The organism is Nocardia sp. NPDC059154 (assembly GCF_042755705.1).
Taxonomy (GTDB): Bacteria; Actinomycetota; Actinomycetes; order Mycobacteriales; family Mycobacteriaceae; genus Nocardia.
In genome coordinates, this window is sequence record NZ_JBHZCS010000006.1 from 6,104 (window position 1) to 29,948 (window position 23,845).

Annotated in this window: 1 protein-coding gene; it reads left to right on the plus strand. The window is 70.2% G+C overall.

Annotated elements, in window-relative coordinates; genetic code table 11:
* Window positions 1-236 precede the first annotated feature (236 nt).
* Window positions 237-23,845, plus strand: a 23,609-nt coding sequence (locus ACFXN1_RS07550) for a non-ribosomal peptide synthase/polyketide synthase (RefSeq protein WP_379463522.1), incomplete at its 3' end; no start/stop codon positions are given.

Here is a 23,845-nt window from a genome sequence, read left to right on the forward strand (position 1 = left end):
GATTGGACCGAGTGTCCGTCACCAAGTTTGCGACTGTGGCTGCCCTGCAGCGGCCGACGGGTGTGGTCGCGCCCATGTAACAAGATCGGCCAGCTGGGGGGATACCCCAGGGAGTCTCAATTTACGGTGAAGTGAGCCCCGAACACCGGACGCCACGCTGAAGCAGGCGTGGCGTCCTGTTCGGGTTTTCGGCGGGGAGCGCTGCGTGTCGTGGTGTTCCGGAAGCGAGGTTTGGGTTGGACCGGCTGGATTTCGGCGGCATCGGCGAAGCTGGCAGCGAAATCGCACCGGGATCGGGCGAACTTTTCCCGCTGTCGCCGGCGCAGCTCGGCATCTGGTATGCCCAGCACCTGGACCCGCAGGTCCCGATCAATATCGCCCAGTACGTGGAACTGCGCGGCGAACTCGACATCGAGTTGCTGGAACGCGCCATGGTCCACGGCTCGGAGGAGTTCGGGTCGGGCTTCCTGCGCATCGTCGAGCGTGACGGCGAGCCCATGCAGATGGTGGACCACTCGCTGGACCGCACCATCTACCACGTCGATCTGACCGATGAGGCCGATCCGGCCGCCGCGGCCCAGGCCTGGATGCGCGCCGACTACAGCGCCCCGCTGGACCTCACCCGGGACCGCCTCATCCGCACGGCCATGCTGAAACTGGCCGACGGTCATTACTACTGGTACGCGCGCATCCACCACATCGTGCTGGACGGCTTCGGCGCGGTGACCTACATGACCCGCGTCGCCGAGCTGTACACCGCGTACGTCCGTGGCGTCGAGCCCGCGCCGCACAAGCTGACCGACCTGCCTACCCTGGTCGAGCAGGAATTCGCCTACCGCGAGAGCAGCCGCTTCAAGTCCGACAAGGAGTACTGGGCCGAGCGGGTCGCCGGGCTCGAGGACGGCACCAGCCTGGTCGGTCGCTCCGCGCCGCCGGCCGCCATCAACCGGATCGCCACGGGCGCGCTCAGCGAGGACCAGAGCTCGCTGCTCGATGACGCCGTGGCGCGCCATGAGTCGTCGCCCGCGGGTCTGCTCATCGCCGGTTTCGCCGCCTATCTCGCGCAGTGGACCGGCAGCGAGGACGTCATCCTCAGCCTCCCGGTGACCGCGCGCACCACCGCGATCATGCGCCGCTCCGGCGGCGCCGCGTCGAACATCGTGCCGCTGCGCCTGCGCGTCGGCCACGGCGTGACCGTGACCGATCTGCTCAAGCAGGTGCAGGTGGAGGTGTCGGGTGCGCTGCGTCACCAGCGCTACCGTGCCGAGGACATTCGCCGGGACACGGCGAGCCGTGCATCAGGCACCGCCACTGGCGAGTTCACCGGCGGCGAGGTGGGCTCGCAGTTCTTCGGCCCGTGGGTCAACATCATGTTGTTCCACAACGAGGTCGTGCTCGGTGACATCACCGGTGAATACAGCGTGCTGTCTACCGGTTCCATCGAGGATCTGGGCGTCAACTTCTATCAGTCGGTGAAGGGCACCCGGAATCACATCGATTTCGAGACCAACCCCAACCTGTACTCCGAGGACGAGACCGAGCGTCACCACGCGCGGTTCCTGGAGTTCTTCGACCGCTTCCTGGCGGCGGGGGAGGAGCAGCCCGTCTGGGGCCTGCCCATCACCACCGCGGCCGAGCGCACCCGCACCCTGGTGGAGTGGAACTCCGCCGCGCACGAGGTGCCGGTCACCACGCTGCCGGCGTTGCTGGACAAGCAGATTCCGCTGACTCCGGACAATGTCGCCGTCGAGTTCGAGGGCGAGCAGCTCACGTACGCCGAGTTCGGTGCGCGCGTCAATCGCCTGGCCCGCTTCCTCATCGAGGACGGCGTCGGCCCGGAATCGCTGGTCGCCCTGGGCATGCGCCGCTCGCTCGACCTGGTCGTCGGCATGCACGCGGTGCTGCGCGCCGGTGGCGCCTACGTGCCGATCGACCCGGACCACCCGGCCGACCGCACCGCCTACATCCTCGAGTCCGCGGCACCGGTCTGTGTGCTGACCACCGCTCGCGATGAGCTCGAGCTGCCGGAATCAGTGCGGCGCTTGGAGATCGACACGCTCGACGTCTCCGGCTTCTCCGCGGAGCCGGTGACCGATGCGGATCGCCTGGCCCCGCTGCGCCCGGACAACACCGCCTACGTCATCTACACCTCGGGTTCGACCGGCCGCCCCAAGGGCGTCGCCGTCACCCACCACGCCATCGTCAATCAAGAGCTGTGGATGCTCGACGAGTATCCGCTCACCGAAGACGATGTCTACCTGCAGAAGACCGCCACCACCTTCGACGTGTCGCTGTGGGGCTACTTCATGCCGCTGCTGGTGGGCGCGAAGCTCGTCGTGGCGACCCCGGACGGCCACCGCGATCCGCTGTACGTGGCGGAGATGATCGAGCGCCACGGCGTCACGGTCACCGACTTCGTGCCGTCCATGCTGACGGTCTTCGTCGCGCACGCCACCCGGGCCCAGTGTGCCTCGCTGAAGTACGTTTTCGTGATCGGCGAGGCGCTGCCGCCGGAGACCGGCGCGGGCTTCCGCGAGATCACCTCGGCCGGCCTGCACAACCTGTACGGCCCCACCGAGGCCGCAGTGTCGGTCACCTACTGGGAGAACACCGCCGCCGACACCGTCACGGTGCCGATCGGTCTACCCGAGTGGAATGTCGAAGTCTACGTTCTGGATTCGCGGCTGCGGCCCGCCGCCATCGGCGCCGCGGGTGAGCTCTACCTCGCGGGCCGTCAGCTGGCCCGCGGGTACAAGGGCCGTCCCGATCTGACCTCGGATCGCTTCGTCGCGAACCCGTTGTCGCCCAACGGCGAACGCATGTACCGCACCGGTGACCTGGTGCGCTGGAACGATGCCGGGGCGCTGGAGTACATCGGCCGCACCGACTTCCAGGTGAAGTTCCGCGGTCAGCGCATCGAGCTCGGTGAGATCGAGACCGACCTGCTGGCCCACCCGACCGTCAGCCAGGCCGCCGTCCTGGTCATGGACACCGCCACCGGTCAGCAGCTGGTCGCCTACGTGGTCCCGGTCCCCGGCCAGTCCATCGATCCGGCGGAGCTGACCCGTTTCGCCGCCGAGAAGCTGCCGTCCTACATGGTTCCGGCGTCGATCATGGTGCTGGACGCCTTCCCGCTCAACACCTCCGGCAAGCTGGACCGCAAGGCCCTGCCGGAGCCGGTGTTCAGCGCGGATGCCGCCGGCTACCGCGCGCCGCGCACCGCCGCCGAGGAGATCGTGGCGGGCGTGTTCGCCGATGTGCTCGGCCACGACCGGGTCGGCGTCGACGACAACTTCTTCGATCTGGGCGGCAACTCGCTGGTCGCCACCCAGGTGGTGGCCCGCATCTCGGCCGCGTTCAGTACCCGCCTGGGTGTGCGCGCGCTGTTCGAGACGCCCACCGTGGCGGGCCTCGCCGCGCGGGTGGAAGCCGCTGGGCCGTCCGATGTTTCGCGTACTCCGCTGGTGGCGCAGGAGCGCCCCGATCGGGTGCCGCTGTCGCTGGCGCAACAGCGCATGTGGTTCCTGAACCAGTTCGACCCGAATGTCCCCACCTACAACCTGCCGTTCGTGGTGCGGTTGCGCGGGCAGGTCGATATCAAGGCCCTGCAGCTGGCGCTGGCCGATGTGGTCGCGCGCCAGGAATCCCTGCGCACCATCTTCCCCGAGTCCGGCGACGGCGGCTTCCAGCAGGTGCTGCCGATGTCCGAGGTGGAGCTGGGCATCGAGGTCATCGATCTCGCCGAGGCCGAATTGCCGTCCGCGCTGGCGGAATTCGCCTCCGCCGGTTTCGATGTGTCGACCCAGCTGCCGATTCGCGTGCGCGTGTTCCGGGTCGCCGGTGCGGCGGCGCTCGATGCCGACGAGGTCGATCTCGCGGTCGCTTTCGTGGTGCATCACATTGCGGCGGACGGCTTCTCGTTCGGGCCGCTCTCGCGTGACATGACCGCCGCCTACCTGGCGCGCGTGGCCGGCCAGGAGCCCGCGTGGGCGCCGCTGCCGGTGCAATACCAGGACTTCAGCATCTGGCAGCGCGAGGTGCTCGGTTCGGAATCCGATGCCGAGTCCATGGCCGCCCGCCAGATCGCCTACTGGCGTGGGGCGCTGGCCGGGCTGCCGGATCAGCTGGACCTCCCGGCCGACCGTCAGCGTCCGCCGGTGCAGAGCTTCCACGGCTCCCGCGTCACCTTCGACATTCCGGCCGAGCTGCACACCCGGCTGGCGGGTTTGGCGCGCGCCCAGGGTGTTTCGCTGTTCATGGTCATGCACAGCGCGCTGGCCGTGTTGCTGTCCCGGCTCTCGGGCACCAGCGACATCGCCATCGGCACCCCGGTCGCCGGTCGTGGTGAGCAGGCGCTCGACGACCTGATCGGCATGTTCGTCAACACCCTGGTGCTGCGTTCGGAGGTGGATGGGGCCCAGCGCTTCACCGACTTCCTGGCCCGCACCCGGGAGACCGACCTGGCGGCCTTCGCCAATACCGATGTCCCGTTCGAGCGGCTGGTCGAGGTGCTCAACCCGACCCGTTCGCAGGCCCGGCACCCGCTGTTCCAGGTCATGCTGTCGTTCCAGGAGATGTCGCACGGCTCCATGGAGCTGCCCGGCCTCACCGTCTCCGCGGACGAGCTCGAGGTCGACATCGCCAAGTTCGACCTGCAGTGGACGCTGACCGAGCAGCGCGGCCTGGCCGGTGAGCCGGCCGGGCTGGCGGTGGTGCTGTCCTACGCCACCGATCTGTTCGACGCCTCGACCGTCGCCGAGTTCGGGCAGCGCTACCTGTGCGTGCTCGAAACCGCCGTCGCCGCACCGGACACCGTGGTGCGCGACATCGACGTCCTCGACGCCGGTGAGCGCGAGACCGTGCTACACGCGTGGAACCACACCGCGCGTGAACTCCCCTCCGCCGCAACCGTTCTCGACCTGTTCGAGCGGCAGGTGTGGATCCGGCCGGACGCCACCGCGCTGATCTTCGATCCGGGCGAGCGCAGCGGCAGCATGTTCGGCCCCGCCGAGGAGCTGAGCTACGCGGAGTTCTCCGCGCGCGTGAATCGCCTGGCGCGCAGGCTGATCGACGCCGGCGTGGGCCCGGAGTCCCTGGTCGCGGTGGGCATCCGCCGCTCGGTGGACATGCTGGTCGCCATCTACGCCACGCTCACCGCGGGCGGCGGCTACGTGCCGATCGACCCGGACCACCCGGCCGAGCGCACCGACTACGTGCTGCGCACCGCCGAGCCGGTGGTGCTGCTCACCACCGCCGACGATGCGGTGGAATCCTCGGATTGCCCGGTGCTGCACCTGGATTCGCTGGATCTGGGCGACTACAGCGCCGCCCCGGTCACCGACGCGGACCGGCTGGCGCCGCTGCGGCCGACCAATGCCGCCTACGTGCTGTTCACCTCCGGCTCGACCGGCCGCCCCAAGGGCGTGGCAATTCCGCACGCCGCGGTGCTCAACCAGATCGCCTGGATCACCCGCGAATACGACATCGACGACACCGATGTGATCCTGCAGAAGACGCCGGTCACCTTCGACGTCTCGGTGTGGGAGCTGTTCGGCTCGCTGGCCGTGGGCGCACAGCAGGTCGTCGCCGCGCCGGACGGCCACCGCGATCCGATGTACCTGTCGGAGGTCATCGGCCGGCACCGGGTCACCATGACCTCGTTCGTGCCGTCCATGCTGAGCGTGTTCGCCTCCAGCGCCTCGTCGGCCGAATGCCTGTCGCTGCGTGCGGTGCTGGTCGCCGGTGAGGCGCTGCCGCCGGCCACCGTGACCGCCTTCCGCCGCTTCTCCACCGCGGCCGTGCACAACCTGTACGGCCCGACCGAGTTCACCGTGCACGCCACCTACGCGCCCATCGACGCGCCCGTGGTCACCTCGGTGCCCATCGGCCGCCCGGTGTGGAACGCGCAGACCTATGTGCTGGACGAGGGCCTGCGCCCGGTGCCCGCGGGTGTCCCGGGTGAGCTCTACCTGGGCGGTGTCCAGGTGGCGCGCGGCTACTTCGGCCGCCCGGACCTGAGCGCCGAGCGCTTCGTCGCCAACCCCTACGGCGAGCCGGGTTCGCGCCTGTACCGCACCGGTGACCTGGTGCGCTGGAACCACAACGACCCGGGCGTCATCGACTACATCGGCCGCACCGACTTCCAGGTGAAGTTCCGCGGCCAGCGCATCGAGCTCGGCGAGATCGAGACCGCGCTGCTGGACCACCCCAAGGTGCAGCAGGCCGTGGTGCTGGTCATCGACACCGTGGCCGGCGATCAGCTGGTCGCCTACATCGTGGCCGGCGGCCCGGTGGATCTGGACGGCGTCAAGACCTCGCTGCAGCGCACCCTGCCCGCCTACATGGTGCCGGGTTCGATCATGGTGCTGGACGCGTTCCCGGTGAACGCCTCCGGCAAGCTGGACCGCCGCGCGCTGCCCGCGCCGCGCTTCGAGGTGCGCGAATTCCGTGCTCCCACAACGCCGATCGAGGAGATCGTCGCCCAGATCTTCGGCGAGGTGCTGGGCATCGCCCGGGTCGGCGTCGACGACGACTTCTTCGAACTGGGCGGCAACTCGCTGATCGCCACCCAGGTGGCTACCCGACTGGGCACGGCCCTCGACACCCGCGTGCCGGTGCGCATGCTGTTCGAGGCCGCCACCGTGGAAGCCCTGGCGGCCCGGGTGGAATCGCACGTCGGCGACGGCGGCCGCAAGGCCCTGGTGGCCCGCGAGCGGCCCAGCGAGGTCCCGCTTTCGCTGGCGCAGCAGCGCATGTGGTTCCTCAACCGCTTCGACACCGCCTCGGCGGTGAACAACATCCCGGTCGCCATCCGGCTCTCCGGTGAGCTCGATATCGCGGCCCTGCAGGTCGCGGTCATCGACGTCATCGACCGGCACGAGTCGCTGCGCACCGTCTTCCCGGAGACCGCGCACGGCCCGGTGCAGCGGGTGCTGGACGCCGCGCAGATCGTGCCCGACCTGACGCCGGTGCCGGTCACCGAGTCGAATCTGATCGACCACCTGGTCGAGCTGGCCACCATGGCCTTCGACGTCACCGACGAAGTGCCTTTGCACGCCGCGCTTTTCGAGATCAGCGAGACCGAGTACATCCTCGGCATGGTGGTCCACCACATCAGCGCCGACGGCTGGTCCATGGGCCCGCTGGCCCGCGACGTCATGGTCGCCTACGCCGCCCGCACCTCGTGGGAGGCCCCGGCCTGGGCGGAACTGCCGGTGCAGTACGCCGACTACGCACTCTGGCAGCGCGAGGTGCTCGGTTCCGAGGACGACCCGGATTCGCTGATCGCCAAGCAGATCCGCTACTGGACCGACGCGCTCGCCGATCTGCCGGACGAGCTGGTGCTGCCCGCCGACCGGCAGCGTCCGGCCGTGGCCAGCTACCAGGGTGGCACCTACCCGTTCGCCATTTCCGCCGAAACCCAGCAGGCGCTGGTGGATCTGGGCCGCCGGCACAATGCCTCGCTGTTCATGGTCATGCACAGTGCGCTCGCGGTGCTGCTGGCCCGCCTGTCCGGGACCGGCGACATCGCCATCGGCACCCCGGTGCACGGCCGCGGTGAGGCCGCGCTCGACGACCTGATCGGCATGTTCGTCAACACCCTGGTGCTGCGCACCGAGGTGGACGGCAGCGAGACCTTCGCCGATCTGCTGGCCCGCTCCCGCGACACCGACCTGCACGCCTTCGCGCACGCGGACGTGCCGTTCGAGCGGCTGGTCGAGGTGCTCAACCCGGCCCGCTCGCAGGCTCGCCACCCGCTGTTCCAGGTCATGCTGACCTTCCAGAACACCCGGCAGGCCAGCCTGGAACTGCCCGGGCTCTCGGTCAACGGCATCGACTACGACGCCCGCCTGGCCAAGTTCGACCTGCAGCTGACCCTGCAGGAGGCGCAGGACGACCACGGCGAGAACGCCGGCATGTCCGCCGAGATCTCCTATGCGCTGGACCTTTTCGACGAGTCCACCATCGCGGCCTTCGCGCACCGCCTGGACCTGATCCTGGCAGCCGTTGTCGCGGACCCGGACCGGCCGCTCGGCGATATCGACCTGTTGGTCGCCGACGAGCGCGAGCGGGTGCTCGACGACTGGAACGACACCGCGTTCAACCTGGCGCGGGTGCTGCCCGCGTTGCCGGAGGGCGAGGCCGCCACGCTGGTGTCGCTGTTCGAAGCACAGGCTCTGACCAGCCCCGATGCGCCTGCCGTGGAATTCGAGGGGACAGTTCTGTCCTACGCCGAGTTCGCGGCGCGGGTGCACCGGCTGGCCCGCAAGCTCATCGCCCAGGGCGTGGGCGCGGAATCGCATGTGGCGCTGGCCATCCGGCGCTCGCTGGATCTGGTCGTCGCCATGTACGCGGTGCTGGAGGCAGGTGGCGCGTACGTGCCGCTGGATCCGGATCAGCCGGACGAGCGCATCGACCACGTGCTCGACACCGCCCGCCCGGTCGCGATCCTCACCACCAGTCGCGACGATTTCGTCACCGGCCGCAATGTGCCGGTGCTCGAGGTCGACACCCTGAACCTGGAGGCCTACTCCGACACGCCGATCACGGATGCCGAACGGGGACAGGCGATCCGGCCGGAGCACACGGCCTACGTCATCTTCACCTCCGGTTCGACCGGCCGCCCGAAGGGTGTCGCGGTCGAGCACGGTGCGATCGTGAACCGCCTGCTGTGGATGCAGCACGAGTACCCGATCGACGCGAACGACGCTGTCCTGCAGAAGACTCCGGCCACCTTCGACGTGTCGGTCTGGGAGTTCTTCTGGCCCCTGCAGACCGGCGCCCGCCTGGTGGTCGCCAGGCTGGACGGCCACCGCGACCCGGTGTACCTGGCCCAGGTCATCGCCGAGACCGGCATCACCACCGCCCACTTCGTGCCGTCGATGCTGTCGGTGTTCGTCGCCACCCTCGGCAACGAGAACGGCGACTCCTCGGTCCCCGCACCGCGTTTGCGGCAGGTCTTCGCCTCGGGTGAGGCGCTGCCCGCGCCGACCGCGCAGAAGCTGCGCGAGCTGACCGGTGCGCGGCTGCACAACCTGTACGGACCGACCGAGGCGGCCGTCGACGTCACCTACCACGAGGTCGTGGACACCGACACCGTGTTCGTGCCGATCGGCCGCCCGGTCTGGAACACCGAGACCTACGTGCTCGACGCCCGCCTGCACCCGGTCGCGCCGGGTGTCGCGGGTGAGCTCTATCTGGCGGGCGATCAGCTGGCGCGCGGCTACCTCGGCCGTCCCGACCTGTCCGCCGATCGCTTCGTCGCCAACCCGTTCGTCTCCGGCGACCGCATGTACCGCACCGGCGACCTGGTCTCCTGGACCGCCGACGGTGAACTGAACTACCTGGGCCGCACCGACTTCCAGGTCAAGCTGCGCGGTCTGCGCATCGAGCTCGGCGAGATCGAGGCCGCGCTGCTGGCGCAGCCGGCCATCGCCCAGTCGGTCGTGGTGGTGCGCACAGATGCGCACGCCGGTGATCAGCTGGTCGGCTATGTGGTGCGTGAGGCCGACGCGGTCGTGGACGTCGACGCGGTCAAGGCCGCGCTGAGCGGCTCGCTGCCCGCCTACATGGTCCCGGCCGCGCTCGTGGTGCTGGACGCCTTCCCGGTCAACGCCTCCGGCAAGCTGGACCGCCGGGCGCTGCCCGCGCCAGTCTTCGAGGCCAAGCGCTTCCGCGCCCCCTCGACCCCGATCGAGGAGATCATCGCGCAGATCTTCGCCGATCTGCTCGGCGTCGAGCGCGTCGGCGTGGACGACGACTTCTTCGAGCTGGGCGGCAACTCGCTGGTCGCCACCCAGGTGGTGGCCCGTCTGGCCGCCGCGCTGAACGCCGAGATCGGCGTGCGCGTGCTGTTCGAGGCCCCGACCGTGGCGGCGCTGGCCGCCCGCGTCGAGTCGCACGCGGGAACCGGTGTGCGCCAGGCCCTCACGGTTCGGTCCCGGCCGGAGTACCCGCCGCTATCGCTGGCGCAGCAGCGCATGTGGTTCCTCAACCGATTCGATCCGGACTCGGCCGCCAACAACATCCCGGCGGCCGTAAGGCTCACCGGCGCACTGGATCTCGACGCCATGCGCGGGGCCATCGCCGACGTGGTGGCGCGGCACGAGTCACTGCGCACCCTCTACCCGTCGCACGAGGGCGTCGCCTACCAGAAGGTGCTGCCCACCGGCCGCGCCATCCCCGAGCTGGATGTGCTGGACGTGACCGAGGGCGAATTGTTCGCCGCGGTCTACGACTTCGCCGCCCGCGGCTTCGACGTCACCACCGAGACCGCTGTCCGCCTGCGCGCCTATCGCCTCGCGGCCGACGACCACGTGCTGGTGCTGGTGGCCCACCACATCGCCGCCGACGGCTTCTCGATGAACCCGCTGGTGCGCGACCTCATGACCGCCTACATCGCGCGCAGCAACGGCGAGACCCCGGGCTGGACCGAACTGCCGGTGCAGTACGCGGACTACGCGCTGTGGCAGCGGGAAACGCTGGGCTCGGAAGAGGATCCGCGCTCGCTCATCGCCGAGCAGCTCGACTACTGGCGCGGCACCCTGTCCGGCCTGCCGGACGAGCTGCGCCTGTCGGCCAAGCCGCGCCCGGCCGTCGCGTCCTACGACGCTGGCACCCACCGGTTCCAGGTGCCGAGCGAGCTCATCGCCGGCCTGAACCGGGTGGCGCAGAGCAATGGCACCACCCTGTTCATGGTGGTGCACAGTGCTTTCGCCGCACTGCTGGCGCGCCTGAGCGGCACCGAGGACATCGCGGTCGGCATTCCGGTAGCGGGCCGTGGCGAGCAGGCCCTCGACGATCTCGTCGGCATGTTCGTCAACACCCTGGTGCTGCGGTCGCCGGTCGACACCGGCACCAGCTTCACCGACCTGCTGAAGACCGTGCGCGAACGCGATCTGCAGGCCTTCGCCCACGCGGACGTGCCGTTCGAGCGGCTGGTCGAGGTGCTCAACCCGGCCCGCTCGCAGGCCCGGCACCCGCTGTTCCAGGTCATGCTGTCGTTCCAGAATCTGGGCCGCGCCTCGCTGGAGCTACCGGGGCTGAGCGTGTCCGAGCTGGCCATCGACCAGCAGTCGGCCAAGTTCGATCTGCAGCTGACGCTGAGCGAGGTCATCGACGGTGCCGCGGCGGGCCGCGAATTGGACACCGCGGCCATGGACGCCGAACTCGTCTATGCGACAGACCTTTTCGACGCGCAGTATGCCGATATCTTTGCGCAGCGCTTCGTGGCCATGCTCATCGCCGTGGCCGCGGACCCGACCCAGCTGGTCGGCGATGTCGAGCTGCTGAGCGAGGCCGAACGTCGCCAGCTGCTGGTCGGCTGGAACGAGACCGCGTTCGAGCTGGACACCGCACTGCCGGAGATCTCCGAAGGCGCTGCGGCGACGCTGGTTTCGCTGTTCGAGGCGCAGGTCGCGCTGACTCCCGAAGCGACTGCTGTCACCTTCGAGGGGACGCCCGGGCGGAGCCCGGAAAATAAGACACAGTTGTCCTACGCCGAGTTCGCGGCTCGGGTCCGCAAGCTCGCGCGCTGGCTCATCGCCGAGGGCGTCGGCCCGGAATCCTTTGTGGCGCTGGGTATGCGCCGCTCCATCGACCTGGTCGCGGGCATGTATGCGGTCACCGTCGCCGGTGGCGCGTACGTGCCGCTGGATCCGGATCACCCGGCCGAGCGCACCCAGTACATCCTCGAGACCGCGCAGCCGGTCTGCGTGCTGACCTCCGGCGGCGACCTGGAAGGCGTTGACGCGCGCCAGGTCCGGATCGACGAGCTGGACCTGTCCGGCTTCGCCGACACCCCGGTCGCCGATGCCGAGCGCCGCTCGCCGCTGCGCCCGCAGAACACCGCGTACGTGATCTTCACGTCCGGCTCCACCGGCCGCCCCAAGGGTGTGGCCGTGAGCCACGCCGCGATCGTGAACCGTCTGGTGTGGATGCACGCCCAGTACGGGCTGGCCGCCTACGACGTGGTGCTGCAGAAGACCCCCGCCACCTTCGACGTGTCGGTGTGGGAGTTCTTCTGGCCCTTGCAGGTCGGCGCGCGCCTGGTGGTCGCCAAGCCGGACGGCCACCGCGATCCGGCCTACCTGGCCGAGATCATCGTCCGCGAGGGCGTCACGGTCACCCACTTCGTGCCGTCCATGCTCGCGGTCTTCGTGGCCGAGCCGGCCGCGGCCGACTGCGTCAGCCTGACCAATGTCTTCGCCTCCGGTGAGGGCCTGCCCGCGCCGACCGCGCAGAAGCTGCGCGAACTGACCGGCGCTCGCCTGCACAACCTGTACGGCCCCACCGAGGCCGCGGTCGACGTGACCTTCCACGAGGTCACCGACGCCGACCTGGCCTCGGTGCCGATCGGCGCGCCGGTCTTCAACACCCAGGTGTACGTGCTGGATTCGCGTCTGAAGCCGGTTCCGGTGGGTGTCGCGGGTGAGCTGTACCTGGCGGGCGATCAGCTGGCCACCGGCTATGTGGCGCGCCCCGACCTGACCGCGGATCGTTTCGTGGCCAACCCCTTCGGCGCCGGCGCCCGCATGTACCGCACCGGTGACCTGGTCATCTGGACGGGCAATGGCGAGCTGGAGTACCTGGGCCGCACCGACTTCCAGGTGAAGCTGCGCGGCCTGCGCATCGAGCTCGGCGAGATCGAGTCGGCGCTCACCTCGCTGCCGTCGATCGCCCAGTCCGTGGTGGTGGTCCGCACCGACGAGCGCACCGGCGATCAGCTGGTCGCCTACCTGATCGCCGCCGACGGTCACCTCGACCTCGACACGGTCAAGGACGAACTGTCCGAGCAGCTTCCGGCCTACATGGTCCCGGCCGCCTTCATGGTGCTGGATGCCTTCCCGCTCAATGCCTCCGGCAAGCTGGAGCGCAAGCAGCTGCCCGCGCCCACCTTCGCCGCCAAGACCTACCGCGCCCCGGCCACGCCGGTGCAGCAGACGGTCGCCGGCACCATCGCCGACGTGCTCGGCCTGGACCGGGTCGGCCTGGACGACGACTTCTTCGAGCTCGGCGGCAACTCGCTCATCGCCACCCAGGTGATCGCGCGCCTGTCGGCCGCCCTGGACGCCGACATCCCGCTGCGCACGCTGTTCGAGGCCACCACCGTGGCTTCCCTTGCCGCGCAACTGGAATCGCGCGTCGGCACCGGCGCCCGCGCGGCGCTGGCCGCCCAGGAGCGTCCAGAGCTGGTGCCGCTGTCGCTCGCACAGCAGCGCATGTGGTTCCTGAACCGCTTCGACAACCGCACCGCGGTCAACAACATCCCGGTGGCGCTGAAGCTCACCGGCGCGATCGACCCGGCCGCCTTCACCGCCGCCATCGGCGACGTACTGGCCCGCCACGAGTCGCTGCGCACCATCTACCCCGAGGTCGAGGGCGACGGGTACCAGCGCATCCTGCCGCTGTCCGAGGTCGACTTCGAGGTGCGGACCGAGACCGTCACCGCGGCCGACCTGACCGCCCGCGTCACCCAGCTCGCGAGCGTGTTCTTCGACGTCACCCGCGAACTGCCGTTCCGCGCCACCGTGCTCAGCCTCAGCGAAAACGAGCACGTGGTCGTGCTGGTGCTGCACCACATCAGCGCGGACGGCGTCTCGCTGCGCCCGCTGCTGCGGGATGTGGTGGCCGCCTACCTGTCCCGCAGCACCGGCGAGGCCCCGGCCTGGGCGCCGCTGCCGGTGCAGTACGCCGACTACACGCTGTGGCAGCGCGAGATCCTCGGCGCGGAAACCGATGCCGAGTCCCTGGCGGCCCAGCAGATCGCCTACTGGACCGACCGGCTGGCCGACCTGCCCGAGCAGATCGAGCTGCCCGCCGACCGCCCGCGGCCGGAGATCGCCACCAATGCCGGTGGCACCTACGACTTCTCGATCGACGCCGAGCTGCACCGCGCCCTGACCGGCGTGGCCCGCGAGCACGACGTCACCCTGTTCATGCTGGTGCACGCCGCCCTGGCCACCTGGGCCGCGCGCCTGTCCCGGGCCACCGACATCGCGATCGGCACCCCCATCGCGGGCCGCGGCGAACGCGCGCTGGACGACCTGGTCGGCATGTTCGTCAACACCCTGGTGTTGCGCAGCGAGGTGCGGCCGGACGTCGCCTTCCGCGACCTGCTGGCCCAGGTGCGCCGCACCGACCTGGCCGCCTTCGCGCACGCCGACGTGCCGTTCGAGCGTCTGGTCGACGTGCTCAGCCCGGTCCGCTCGCAGGCGCACCACCCGCTGTTCCAGGTGGCGCTGACCTTCGAGGCCGCCGGGGCCAAGGACGCCGCGGCGGTCGCGCTGCCGGACCTGGAACTCGAGGTCGTCGAATTCGACCCGGGCACCGCCAAGTTCGACGTGCAGCTCACCGTGAGCGAGCGCGCCAACGGCTCGCTGGGCCTGTCCTGGAACTACGCCGCCGACCTGTTCGACGCCGAGACCGTCATCTCCTTCGCCGAGCGCCTGGTTCGCATCCTGCGCGCGATCGCCGAGGATCCGGCCGCGCTCATCGGCGATATCGACCTGCTGGGCGAGGGCGAGCGCCACAATGTGGCCGAGCACTGGGTCTCCGCGGGCGAGGACATCGTCGCGCTGGCGCAGACCGCGCGGGCCGCGGTCGCCGAGGCCGAACGCGCTGTCGCCGAGGGCACCTCGGGCATCGCGCCCGAGGCCGCCGCCCTGCTCGCGCTGGGCGCGTCCGCCGAGCGCCTGGCCAACCCGCTGGCCGCCCTGGCCAGTCCGTTCGTGGCGGCCGACGCCACCCTGTCGAGCCTGTTCGACCTGGCGGTGGCCGCGAATCCGGAGCGCGTCGCGGTGCGCTTCGGCGACGAGGAACTCACCTACTTCGACCTGGACCGCCGCGCGAATGTGCTGGCGCGCCGCCTGATCGGTGAGGGCGCGGGACCGGAATCGCTGGTCGCGGTGCTGCTGCCGCGTTCGGCTGATCTGGTGGTGGCGCTGCTGGCCGTGATCAAGACCGGTGCGGGCTACGTGCCGATCGATCCCACCTACCCGGCCGACCGCATCGCCTACGTGCTGTCGGACGCGCGGCCGACCAGCGTGATCACCGACTCGACCGTGCAGGTCGAGCTCCCGGCCGAGCTGAACACCGTGCTGCTGGACGGGTTCTCGCTGGAGGCGGGCAATATCGTCGACGCGGCCGACGGGCCGGTCACCGATGCCGACCGCCGGGCCGCGCTGCGCCCGGACCACGTCGCCTACGTCATCTACACCTCCGGCTCCACCGGTCGCCCCAAGGGCGTGGCCGTGGCGCACCGGAACGTGGTGCGGCTCATGGCGAACACCGATCGCGAGTTCGGTTTCGGGCCCGACGATGTGTGGACCCTGTTCCACTCCTACGCCTTCGACTTCTCGGTGTGGGAGCTGTGGGGCCCGCTGCTCTACGGCGGCAAGCTCGTCGTGGTCGACTACTACGTCTCCCGCTCGCCCGAGCAGTTCCTGGAACTGCTGCGCCGCGAACAGGTCACGGTGCTCAACCAGACCCCGTCGGCGTTCTACCAGCTGGCCGAGGCGGACCGGATCGCTACCTCGGCGAGCCGGGAATCGGATACCGCCGCCGGTGACCAGCAGTCGCTGGCGCTGCGCTACGTCGTCTTCGGCGGTGAGGCGCTCGAGCTGCGCCGCCTGTCGGATTGGGTTGCCCGCCACGGTGATTCCACGCCGTACCTGGTGAACATGTACGGCATCACCGAGACCACCGTGCACGTGTCCGTGCGCGTGCTCGATGCCGACACCATCGCCGCCGCCACCGGTTCGGTGGTCGGCCGGGCCATCGCGGGCCTGCGCGTCTACGTCCTCGACGACCGCCTGCACCCGGTGCCGGTCGGTGTCGCGGGCGAAATGTACGTCGCCGGACCGCAATTGGCGCGTGGCTACCTGGGCCGCCCCGACCTGTCCGCGGCCCGCTTCGTGGCCGGCCCGTTCGGCGTGCCGGGGGAGCGGCTGTACCGCTCCGGCGACGTGGCGCGCTGGAACCGCTTGGGTGAGCTGGAATACCTGGGCCGCGCCGACGACCAGGTCAAGGTGCGCGGCTTCCGCATCGAGCTCGGTGAGATCGAGTCCGCCGTGCTGGCCCAGCCGGGCGTGGCCCAGGCTGCGGTCATCGTGCGCGAGGACCAGCCGGGCGATCAGCGCATCGTGGCCTACGTGGTGCCGGAGAACGGTGTCGCGCCGGCCGTGGACGCCGTCCGCGACGGCGCGGCCGAGCTGCTGCCGTCCTACATGGTCCCGTCCGCCATCGTGGTGCTGGACCGAATCCCGTTGACCGTCAACGGCAAGCTGGACCGCCGGGCGCTCCCGGCTCCGGCCGCGCAGGCGCGGGCCTTCCGCGCCCCGGAGGCCCCGGTGCAGGAGACGGTCGCCGCCGTCTTCGCCGAGGTCCTGGATCTACCGCGGGTGGGCCTGGACGACGACTTCTTCGATCTGGGCGGCAACTCGCTCATCGCCACCCGGGTGGTGTCGCGCATCGGCGCGGCCCTGGACACCACGGTCGCGGTGCGCACCCTGTTCGAGGCCACCACGGTCGAGGCCCTGGCCGCCCGCATCGAATCGCATGCCGACGGCGCGTCCCGCGCCAAGCTCGTGGCCCGCACCCGCACTGCCGGTGAGCTGGTGCCGCTGTCGTTCGCGCAGCAGCGCATGTGGTTCCTGAACCAGTACGACACCTCCTCGGCGGCCTACAACCTGCCGCTGGCCATCCGCCTGCGCTCCGTAGACCCGCGCTTCGGTGAACTCGACACCGCCGCACTGGAACTCGCGGTCGCGGACGTGGTCCGCCGGCACGAGTCGCTGCGCACCCGGTACCCGGAGCACGGCGGCACCCCGATGCAGGTGGTCGTCCCGGCCGAGGAGATCGCCCTCGACCTGCGGCCTGTCACCGTCGCGGCCGAGGACGTGACCGCCACTGTGACCGCCTTCGCCACGCTGGGCTTCGATGTGGCCGAACAGGTTCCGCTGCGCGCCCGCCTGTTCCGCGTCGGCGGCGAGGACGCCACCGAACATGTGCTCGTGGTGGTCGTGCACCACATCGCGGGTGACGGCTTCTCGATGTCCCCGCTGGCCCGCGACGTCATGGTCGCCTACACCGCACGCAACCAGGGCGCGGTCCCGGGCTGGGCCCCGCTGGCCGTCCAGTACGCCGACTTCGCCGTCTGGCAGCGCGAAGTGCTGGGCTCCGAAGAGGACTCGTCCTCGATCATGGCCCGCCAGGTGGCCTACTGGCAGCGCGTGCTCGGCGGCGTGCCCGACGAGCTGGCCCTGCCCACCGACCGCCCGCGCCCGGCCATCGCCTCGCACCGCGGCGCCACGCTGCAGCGCACGCTGTCGCCGGAGCTCATCGCGGCGCTGGAAGACGTTGCCCGCCGCCGGGGTTCGTCGCTGTTCATGGTCATGCACAGCGCCCTCGCGGTGCTGCTGGCCCGGCTGTCCGGCGGCGACGACATCGCGATTGGCACCCCGGTCGCCGGTCGCGGTGAGGCCGCGCTGGACGACCTGGTCGGCATGTTCGTCAACACCCTGGTGCTGCGCACCGGCATCGACCCGGCCGAGTCGTTCACCGACCTGCTGGATCGCGTGCGGCACACCGACCTCGACGCCTTCGGCAATGCCGACGTGCCGTTCGAGCGGCTGGTGGAACTGCTCGCGCCCGAGCGCTCGCAGGCCCGCAACCCGCTGTTCCAGGTCATGCTGGCGTTCCAGAACCTGGATCGCACCAGCATCGAGCTGCCGGGGCTGACCGTCTCCACGCTCGACCTCGACGAGAACATCTCTCGCTTCGACCTGCAGTTCACGCTGTCGGAGCAGGACTCCGGGATGGCGCTGGCGCTGACCTATGCCACCGACCTGTTCGACGAGGCCACCGCGGCCGGATTCGCGCAGCGCTGGGTGCGGGTGCTCGAGGCCGTCGCGGCCGACCCGGAGCTCGGCGTCGGCGCGATCGACATCCTGGACCAGGACGAACGCGCCGATCTGGTGGCCCGTTTCGGCCTGCCCGCCGTCCCGGCGCGCACGCTGCCCGAGCTCATCGCCGACGCCGTCGCCATCGATCCGGCCGCGACCGCGGTCGTGTTCCAGGGGCGGAGTCTGTCCTACGGCGAGCTGGATGCGCGCTCGAACTGCCTGGCGCGCTTGCTCATCGAGCGCGGCATCGGCGCCGAGGATCTGGTCGCCGTGGCCGTGCCGCGGTCGGACGACTCCTACTTCGCCGAATGGGCGGTGTCCAAGACCGGTGCGGCCTTCGTGCCGGTGGACCCCAACTACCCGGCCGACCGCATCGCCCACATGGTCACCGACTCCGGTTCGCCGGTCGGTCTCACCGTGGCGTCGGTGCGCGCGGACATGCCGGACTCGGTCGAGTGGCTGGTACTGGACGAGTTGGAGCTGGGTGCGTTCGCGGACAGCGCGATCGCCGACACGGAGCGGGTGCGCCCGCTGCGTCCGGAGCACCCGGCCTACGTCATCTACACCTCCGGTTCCACCGGTGTGCCCAAGGGCGTCGTGGTCACCCACGCGGGTCTGGCCAACTTCAGCGTCGAGCAGGCCGAGCGGTACGCGCTCGATTCCTCCTCGCGCGCACTGCATTTCGCGTCGCCGTCGTTCGACGCGTCCATGCTGGAGTTCCTGCTCGCCATCGGCAAGGGCGGCACCCTCGTGGTGGTCCCGCCGGGCACCTACGGCGGTGAGGAGCTCGCCGAGCTGATCCGCCGCGAGCAGGCCACCCACGCCTTCATCACCCCGGCCGCGCTGTCCACCTTCGGACCGGCGGGCCTCGACTCGCTGCGTGTGCTGGTCGCCGGTGGTGAAGCCGTCCCCGCCGATCTGGTGGAGAAGTGGGCGGTTCCGCTGGCGGACGGCACCATTCGTGCGTTCCACAACGGGTACGGCCCCACCGAGACCACCATCATGACCAACATCAGCGATGCGCTGGTGCCGGGTGACCTGGTCACCATCGGCGGTCCCATCCGGGGCATGCAGTCGCTGATCCTCGACAACCGCCTGCGCCCGGTTCCGGTGGGTGTCGCGGGTGAGCTGTACCTGTCGGGCATTCAGCTGGCGCGCGGCTACCACGCGCGGCCGGGCCTGACCGCCGACCGGTTCGTCGCCAACCCGTATGTGGCGGGTGAGCGCATGTACCGCACCGGTGACGTGGTGCGCTGGACCCCGGACGGCTTGGTCGAGTACGTCGGCCGTTCCGACTTCCAGGTCAAGGTGCGTGGTTTCCGCATCGAGCTGGGCGAGATCGATGCCGCGCTGGCCTCGCACGAGTCCGTCGACTTCGCGGTCACCGTGGGCCACAAGAACGCCGCGGGCGCGACGTCGCTGGTGTCGTACGTGGTGGCCACGCCGGGTCATTCGATCGATGTGGCGGCCGTGACCGCGCATGTCGAGGCGCGTCTCCCCGCGTACATGGTGCCGTCGGCGGTCATGGTCATCGACCGGGTGCCGCTGACGCCGGTCGGCAAGCTGGACCGCCGGGCGCTGCCCGAGCCGGTCTTCGCCACCGAGGTGGTCTTCCGCGCGCCGCGCAATGCCCTCGAGCACACCATCGCCGAGGTCTTCGCCGAGGTGCTGGGCCTGGAGCGGGTCGGCATCGACGACTCGTTCTTCGCCCTGGGCGGTGACTCCATCGTCTCCATCCAGCTGGTGTCGCGGGCCAAGGCGCGCGGCGTGGTGTTCAGCCCGCGCGACGTGTTCGAGCAGCGCACGGTCTCCGGTCTGGCCGCCGTCGCGGAAACCGCGGACGGCCAGGGCGATTCGACCCCGCAGCTGACCGAGCTGCCGGGCGGCGGCGTGGGCGTCATGCCGCTGACCCCCGTCGTGCGCTTCATGGCGGGCCGGCCGGGCGAGTTCGGCCGCTTCAACCAGACCATGGCGCTGGAGCTGCCGATCGGCATAGATCGCGCGGGCATCGCCGCCACCGTCGGTGCGGTCATCGACCGCCACGACATGCTGCGGGCGCGCCTGCGCCGGGTGCCGGACGCGGACTGGATCGTCGAAACCGCCGCTCCCGGAACGATCGACGCGGATGCGCTGATCGATCGCACCGAGTTCGACGCCGGCGTCACCGACGCGCAGCTGGTCGAGATCGCCACGGCTGCACTGGATGCCACCCTCGGCAAGCTGGATCCGGCTGCGGGACAGGTCATCCGGTTCGTGTGGCTGGAGCCGTCGGACGCCACGGCGAGCCGTGAATCGGGCACCGCTCGTGCTGGGCGTCTCGTCGTCGCCGCGCACCACCTCGTGGTCGACGGCGTCACCTGGCGAATCCTGGTGCCGGACTTCGTCGCCGCCTGGGGTCAGCTGTCCGCCGGACAGACCCTCGAACTGGTCGCGCCCGCCACCAGCATGCGCACCTGGGCGCACGCCCTCGAGCGTGAGGCCGCCACCGAGGAGCGCGTGGCCGAACTCGAATTCTGGCGCACGGTCGTCGAGGGCCCGGACCCGCTGCTCACCGAGCGCGCCATGGATCCGGCCGTCGACGTCACCGCCACCATCGAGAAGCACCGCGTCGAGCTGTCGGCCGAGGCCACCAAGGCGCTGCTGACCACGGTGCCCGCGCTGTTCCACGGCGGTGTCAACGACGGTCTGCTGACCGCACTCGCCTTGGCGGTGGCCAAGTTCCGTGCCGCCAAGGGACTCGGGGAGAAGTCTGCCCTCGTCCGCCTCGAGGGCCACGGCCGTGAGGAAGAGGTCGTGCCCGGTGCCGACCTGTCCCGCACGGTCGGCTGGTTCACCGCCATCTTCCCGGTGCGCTTCGATCTGTCCGGCATCGACGTGGACGCCGCCCTCACCGGCGGGCCCGCCATGGGCCGGGCCATGAAGGCCGTCAAGGAGCAGCTGCTCGCGGTGCCGGACAAGGGCATCGGCTACGGCCTGCTGCGCTACATGAACTCCGACACCGCCTCACAGCTGCCCAAGCAGCTGCCGGGCCAGGTCAGCTTCAACTACCTGGGCCGCGTCAACGAGGGCGATGTGCCGGAGGCGCTGCGCGGCTTCGGCTGGATCCCGGCTCCCGAGCTGGCGGATCTGGCCGGCGCCTACGACGGCGACATGCCCGCCATGGCCCCGATCGACATCAACGCCATCGTGGTCGGGGAGAAGCTGACCGCCAATATCGGCTACCCGAGCACGCTGATCGGTGCGCAGGAGATCGCCGAATTCGCGGCGCTGTGGACCGCGGCGCTGGAAGCCGTTGCCCGGCATGCCGATTCCGCGCAGGCGGGCGGGCACACCCCGTCCGACTTCGGTCTGGTGCGCGTCACCCAGCGCGATATCGACGGCTGGGAGAAGCAGTACGGCGCGCTGAACCAGGTGTGGCCGCTGTCCGCGCTGCAGGCCGGTCTGCTGTTCCACGCGCAGCTGGCCGCCACCTCGGTCGACGTGTACACCGCGCAGGCGGTGCTCACCCTCGAGGGCCGCGTCGACGCCGACCGGCTGCGGTCGGCCGCGCAGGCGCTCATCGAACGCCACGAAATCCTGCGCACCGCCTACGTGAACGACGCGTCGGGTGTTCCGGTGCAGGTGGTCATCGACGGCGTGCAGGTGGCGTGGACCAACCACGACCTGACCGATATCGCCGACGAGGACGCCCGCGCGGCACGTGCGGCCGAGATCATCGCCGCCGACCGCGTACAGCGCTTCGACCTGACCGCGCCGCCGCTCATCCGCTACACGCTGGTGCGGACCGCCGCGAACAGCTACCAGCTGGCCGTGGCCAACCATCACATCCTGCTCGACGGCTGGTCCATGCCACTGCTCATGCAGGACCTGCTGGTGCTGTACGCCACGCACTCCGACACCGCGGTGCTGCCGCCGGTGCGCTCCTACCGCTACTTCCTGGAATGGGTTGCGCAGCAGGACCGTCCGGCCTCGCTGGCGGCGTGGCAGCGGTCGCTGCACGGCGTCTCCGAGCCGACCTTGCTCACCCGCCCCGACGCGGGCCGCGAGATCACCGCCCTGTCCGGCGAGTACTTCTTCGACCTGGACGAGGCCGCGACCGCGCGCCTGACCGCGCTGGCCGCCGACCTCGGCGTCACCCCGAACACCGTGCTCCAGGTCGCCTGGGGCATCCTGCTCGGCCGCCTCACCGGCCGCGAGGACGTGCTCTTCGGCACCACGGTGTCCGGTCGCCCGGCCCAGCTGTCCGGCGTCGAGTCCATGGTGGGTCTGTTCATCAACACCGTGCCGGTGCGGGTCGCCTTCGACCCGGCCGAGCCGGCGAGCGCGCTGCTCACCCGCACCCAGGGCGAGCAGGCCGACCTGCTCGACCACCACTACGTGGGCCTGGCCGACATCCAGACGGCAGCGGGCATCGGCGGACTCTTCGACACCCTGGTCGTCTTCGAGTCCTATCCCGTCGACGCCGAGGGCATCCGGTCCCAGGCCGCCGATATCGACGGCATGGCCGTCACCGGCCTGGACGCCGCGGACGCCACCCACTACCCGCTGACCCTCATCGCCCAGCTCGACACCCGCCTGCGCATCCGCGCCGGCTACCTGCGCGACCTGTTCGACGAGGACACCGTCCACCGCATCGCCGACCGCCTGGTGCGCGTGCTGACCGCCATCACCACGGAACCCGCTGCGGCCGTGGGCGATATCGAACTGCTGGACGCACCCGAACGCGAGCTGGTCGTCGAGCGCTGGAACGACACCGCCTTCGACGTCGAGGCCGTGCTCACCGAGCACAAGGCCGAGGCCGCGACCCTGGTCGCGATGTTCGAGGCGCAGGTGGAGCGGACGCCCGACGCGACCGCGCTCAGCTTCGAGGGGTCGAGTCTGTCCTACGCCGAGTTCGCCGACCAGGTGCACCGCCTGGCGCGCTGGCTCATCGAGCGTGGTGTCGGAGCGGAATCGTTCGTGGCCCTGGGTATGCGGCGTTCCATCGACCTGGTCGTCGGCATGTACGCCGTCACCGTGGCTGGTGCCGCCTACGTGCCGCTGGATCCGGATCACCCGGCCGAGCGCATCGAGTACATCCTCGAGACCGCCGACCCGGTGACCGTGCTGACCTCCGGCGAGGACCTGCCGATCGATACCGCGCAGGTTCGCATCGACATGCTGGAACTGGCCAGCTACTCGGCCGCTCCGCTCACCGATGCGGATCGCCGTGCGCCGCTGCGGGAGTCGAACAACGCGTACGTGATCTTCACGTCCGGTTCGACCGGTCGCCCGAAGGGTGTGGCGGTGCCGCATTCGGCGATCGTGAACCGCCTCGTCTGGATGCAGGCGGCCTACGGGCTGACCACCGACGACGTCGTCCTGCAGAAGACTCCGGCCACCTTCGACGTGTCGGTGTGGGAGTTCTTCTGGCCCTTGCAGATCGGCGCGACGCTGGTCGTGGCCAAGCCCGAAGGCCACCGCGACCCGGCGTATCTCGCGGATCTCATTGCCCGCGAGGGTGTGACGGTCACCCACTTCGTGCCGTCCATGCTCGCGGTGTTCGTGGCCGAGGAGGCCGCCGCGCGCTGCACCAGCCTGCGCAAGGTCTTCGCCTCCGGTGAGGCGCTGTCGCCCAAGCCCGCGCACAAGCTGCGTGAACTCACGGGCGCGGAGCTGCACAACCTGTACGGCCCGACCGAGGCCGCGGTCGACGTCACCTTCCACCAGGTCGTGGACGCGGACATCGATACCGTGCCGATCGGCCGCCCGGTGTTCAACACCGAGGTGTACGTGCTGGATTCGCGTCTGCGGCCGGTTCCGGTGGGTGTCGCGGGTGAGCTGTACCTGGCGGGCGATCAGCTCGCGACCGGGTATGTCGCGCGCCCGGACATCACTTCGGATCGCTTCGTGGCCAACCCCTTCGGGGACGGCGAGCGCATGTACCGCACCGGTGACCTGGT